Annotated in this window: 4 protein-coding genes; all 4 read right to left on the reverse strand. The window is 47.0% G+C overall.

Annotated elements, in window-relative coordinates:
• Positions 1 to 144 precede the first annotated feature (144 nt).
• Positions 145 to 675 carry a hypothetical protein gene (locus tag ACRCZA_RS07615; protein WP_438673852.1) on the reverse strand — a complete coding sequence of 177 codons (531 nt, stop codon included), beginning with the start codon at positions 673 to 675 and terminating at the stop codon, positions 145 to 147.
• Entirely contained in the window at positions 668 to 1,945 is a 1,278-nt protein-coding gene (locus ACRCZA_RS07620) for an AAA family ATPase (RefSeq protein ID WP_438673853.1), read from the reverse strand. Before ACRCZA_RS07620 ends, ACRCZA_RS07615 begins: the two co-directional genes overlap by 8 nt.
• A 58-nt stretch (positions 1,946 to 2,003) precedes the next feature.
• On the reverse strand, positions 2,004 to 2,285 hold the full coding sequence (locus ACRCZA_RS07625; protein WP_438673854.1) for an RloB family protein: 282 nt from the start codon (positions 2,283 to 2,285) through the stop codon (positions 2,004 to 2,006).
• Positions 2,286 to 2,330: 45 nt separating this feature from the next.
• The coding region (locus tag ACRCZA_RS07630; RefSeq protein WP_438673855.1) for an AAA family ATPase at positions 2,331 to 3,455 on the reverse strand (1,125 nt) is incomplete at its 5' end.

Raw genomic sequence — 3,455 nt, forward strand, 5'->3', positions numbered from 1 at the left:
ATCTCTTTACGGGTTTTGTGACGTTTGCCATTGAGCTCGCCGTCCGTGAAGGCTTGTTGGTTACTCATGCTGAACCTCATCCCTGATATCAAGTGGGCCAATGATCTCACAACAATGACTTGTTCGCACTTTCCCTAAATTAAATCAACCACAACACAAGGCGCTAAATTGGCGGCGATAAAAGTCGACGTCTTCGCTAAAAATTCGGTCATAAAAATTACCGTGCGCATAGTTTAATTCAGCTAGTCCATAGCGCACAACGCTTTTTCCGATATGACGTGCATCCATAAATTTAGGTTTAGGCTGGCTTTTCACCACTACACAAAAATGAAAACGACAATCTTTGGCAGCAAAGTCGGTTAACAACTGGTTTAACACTTTGGTGCCAGCGATAAATTTACGCTGCATTTGTTCTTTATCGACATCATTTGCGCGCTGATTTTTAAATTCGACAAAATACAAATCTTTATGGCCAATATAAATAGCATCCGGTGAGGCGGGCGTAGGTTTTAAACAACGTTCTTTTACATAGGCATCGAAATCATATACCGGCGCACAGCTTTCATCGCGGCACAAATAGGTTTGGTGCTGTTCATCGTAACTGGTAGCCTTTAACGTCGAAGCAAACGGCGCTAATTGGTGGGCTAAAAACTCCTTTAAGTTGTATTTATTCACCGCGCAGATCCTCGGCATCCATATGGCTAAATTCTTCAAACGGTTCGGCTAACACGCTGAAAATATCGCTTAGGCGATCTTCATCGGTAATGCAGGCGTCGTGTGCCAGCGCAAAACGGGTTTGCTCGCTCAAGCCAGTACGATCAACGCCACGTTTTAACGCTTCGATTAAGTACGGGCTATGGGAGGAGATCACTACCTGCACGCCGCACTCGACTAATTTAACCAACATGGCGGCTAATTTAAGCTGCCATTTGGGGTGCAGGTGATTTTCTGGCTCATCAAGGATCAGCACCGTATTTTTGCGAATGAATTCATTGGCTAGGAGTATTTGCAGTAAACCAAACACCTTAATACCGCTGGCGGTGTTTTTTATTGAAATAGATTCGGTGCCTCGCTGAAAAACAAAATCGCGATCACGCCGTTCATAGCTGATTTCCCCCGTGATCAACGTTTCAATTTCAGCGAGCAGCAACGCCGTTTCAGGTGCGATTTGCGCCACAGGCAATAGTGGTGCAATCAGTTTATTAAACAGATCTTTGGTATGTAACGTGGTATAGGGTAATCCGGCACGGCGTTGTTCTATATCCAGCAGTGTTTGACTGCGGATCAGTAAATCATGCTGATTTAAAATCAGTGGACTATCAATAAAGGTGGCATCTTTTAGGCTTAACGGTTCAACCTCACCGACTAAACTCACGCCAGTGGCATTAACATGCAAATGAATTAAAACCAGTTCATCTTCCAATAATTTAATCACCCCGTCACTCGCCCCATGGCGCAAGAGAGAGGCATCAAACTCCGCGGCAAATGCTTTATTAAAGGCATTTTCAATCGATTGCTGTAAATCTTCGGGCTGCTCGATAATCGCCTGCAACGCGTCGCGCAGAGATTGCAGCTCGGTTAATACCGCCGGTGTGAATGGCACTTTGGTGAGCGCATCCTCTATCAGGGTATCCAGCATCGGTATGCTATGTTGATGAGCGCGTGACAACATCCCTGAAGAGCGTAATAATGCGCGAATGTCTGCGGACTGGGTTGCTGCATGTTTGCGTAAGAAAAAATAGATCTCATCTAATTTATCGCTGATTAGCGCTTCTTTGGACTCTTGCAAATCTTCGCGATAACGGTTCATCGCTTTAATGATACAAAACACAATCTTGCCGACGGTGCTTTTGCCGTTATCGTTTTCACCAGCGAGCACGCACAGCGGCGTTAACGTAATTTCAGCCTGTTGTAGCGCACCGATATTTTCTAGCACTAGTTTCATCTTACTCATCCTTAGATAAACGGCTATTGGGTTACAGCTGAGTTCGCATATTAATGCGTTAGCCACGACCAAACACGCAATACACGCGATCGTATTTATCGCCTTGCTTACGCTCTTTTTGTTGCTGTTGTTTGGCCAAATTGACCACTGACATCGGATCCGATCCATTTGCCGGCGTAATGGCAATATTGGCCGAGCTCAACCCATAATGCGCTTTTAACTCGTTAAAATACGTGGGCTCGGTTTTACTCCCTTCGCAGACAATTAACACGCGGTCATAGGGCTCACGTTTGGCCTGTGGACGTTTTAGGTCGCGGGAGGAGCGCGGTTGTCTTGTCATAATTCAGTGAGCCCCAAATTTTTGCTGCACATCACGCAAAAAGGGTTACGCACCATAACGCCCCGCTAAATACGCCCGCTCTAAATTATCCACCCCTTTGCGTGGACTAAAATCGGTCAGCGAATATAACTGCGTGCTCTGGGTGGCATCGCGCTCACAAAACCAGATTTGATCGCGGCGAAACACTTCTTGGTTGAGAATGGCGGTCTCGTGTGTTGAAAAAATCAGCTGGGCTTGGTGAGGATTGCTCTGCGGACTATGAAAGAGCTGCACCAAAAACTTCACCAACATTGGGTGTAAATTATCGTGCAGCTCGTCGATCAGTAGCACATGGCCTTGACTAAGTGAATCAAGCCAAGGGCCGGCGACACTGAACATTTTGCGGGTGCCGTCTGACTCATCGGTAAAATCTAACTCCACCGCCTGTCCTTGGTCGCCCTGATGCAGCGTGGTTAAACGCAGCTCTTTTTTGCCTGCCAACTCATATTCCAAAAATGATCGCATCTTACCGGGTAATTCGGTGGGTAAATACTCTGGAGAAAAATCTTCTTCCCGCACGTGGATATCGCTGATAGCAAAATCGGCAGAGCGTAAAAAATCCACTATCTGCTCTTTACGTTCATCCTGACAACAGGCAATGGAAAAATGCGGCGCCCAGCCCTGCACGCCGATGACCCGCAGCGTCTTGGCAAACCAATTAAATATCGGCAATAACTGCTGGCTGTTAAGTTGAATAGCGGTGGTTAAAAATAGCGCATTTGCACGAGTCGCACGCTGCCATACCTCTTTATCGCCACTGAGTTTATCGCCAAAATTGTAATGATATTGGCCACTCGCTTGCAGGGAGCGCTCAAACCAAAGTTGCGCACGCCCTTTGGGGAAGGCGAATAACCACTCTTCTTGCACCGCCTGCGCAGTCGCGCTGAAACCGTATTGATAGCGCACCCCATCAACAATAATGGTGACTTCAAATTCCGTTGGGGTCTGTGCGCTTTGTTCGTTGAATTTAAACGGCGTCACCGGCAGTAAATCTTGCAGCTGGCTGACATTGACCACCATGCGCTGCATGGTCGCCATGGCCTTGATCAGGTTAGATTTACCACCCGCATTGGGGCCATATATCGCAGCGCTGCGTAATAGCGGTAGGCTTTTTACGCCAGTTTGCAGCGG

This window comes from Shewanella sp., from assembly GCF_051658185.1.
Taxonomy (GTDB): domain Bacteria; phylum Pseudomonadota; class Gammaproteobacteria; order Enterobacterales; family Shewanellaceae; genus Shewanella.

Bases quoted from the DNA above. Each gene is read 5' to 3' on its own strand.
- ACRCZA_RS07620 (WP_438673853.1), bottom strand. From the start codon at position 1,945: ATGAAACTAGTGCTAGAAAATATCGGTGCGCTACAACAGGCTGAAATT.
- ACRCZA_RS07625 (WP_438673854.1), bottom strand. From the start codon at position 2,285: ATGACAAGACAACCGCGCTCCTCCCGCGACCTAAAACGTCCACAGGCC.